Genomic DNA, 777 nt, shown 5'->3' with positions numbered 1-777 from the left:
ATGTGCTGGGTCTCAAGGACATGGCCGGTTTGCTGAAACCCGCCTCGGCCAAGATCCTGATCCGTGCTCTGAAAGAAGAGGTCGGGTTGCCAATCCACTTCCACACCCACGACACCGCCGGTATCGCCAGCGCCACCATTCTGGCCGCCTCAGAGGCGGGCGTGGACGCGGTGGACTGCGCGATGGACAGCTTCTCGGGCAACACGTCTCAGGCAACGCTGGGCACTGTGGTCGAGGCCCTGCGCCACACCGAGCGTGATACCGGGCTGGACATCAAGGCCATTCGCGAGATCAGTGATTACTTTGAGGCCGTCCGCGGCCAGTATGCGGCCTTCGAATCCAGCCTGCAGGCCCCGGCCTCCGAGGTCTATCTGCACGAAATGCCCGGCGGTCAGTTCACCAACCTCAAGGCGCAGGCGCGCAGTCTGGGGCTGGAAGAACGCTGGCACGAGGTGGCGCAGATGTATGCGGACGTGAACCAGATGTTCGGTGATATCGTCAAGGTGACACCGTCGTCGAAAGTGGTGGGTGACATGGCGCTGATGATGGTCAGCCAGAACCTGACCCGCGATGATGTGGAAAACCCGGGCACAGATGTGGCCTTCCCCGATTCCGTTATCGACATGATGCGCGGCAATCTGGGCCAGCCTCCGGGCGGGTTCCCCGACACGATCATCCAAAAGGTGCTCAAGGACGAAGCCCCCAACACCGAACGCCCCGGCAAACATGTCGAAGCGGTTGATCTGGAAGCTACCCGCGCCGATCTGTCCAAGCAGC

At 61.9% G+C, this 777-nt stretch carries 1 pseudogene; it reads left to right on the top strand.

The annotated features are described in order from the left end of the window. Nucleotides 1-777, top strand: a pseudogene (locus ACR0LX_RS22985) (pyruvate carboxylase); the annotation flags it as partial.

The sequence above is a fragment of the Ruegeria sp. CH11 genome (assembly GCF_056537105.1).
The sequence above is the reverse complement of the archived record's forward strand: the minus strand, read 5'-3'. Positions and strand labels throughout refer to the sequence as shown.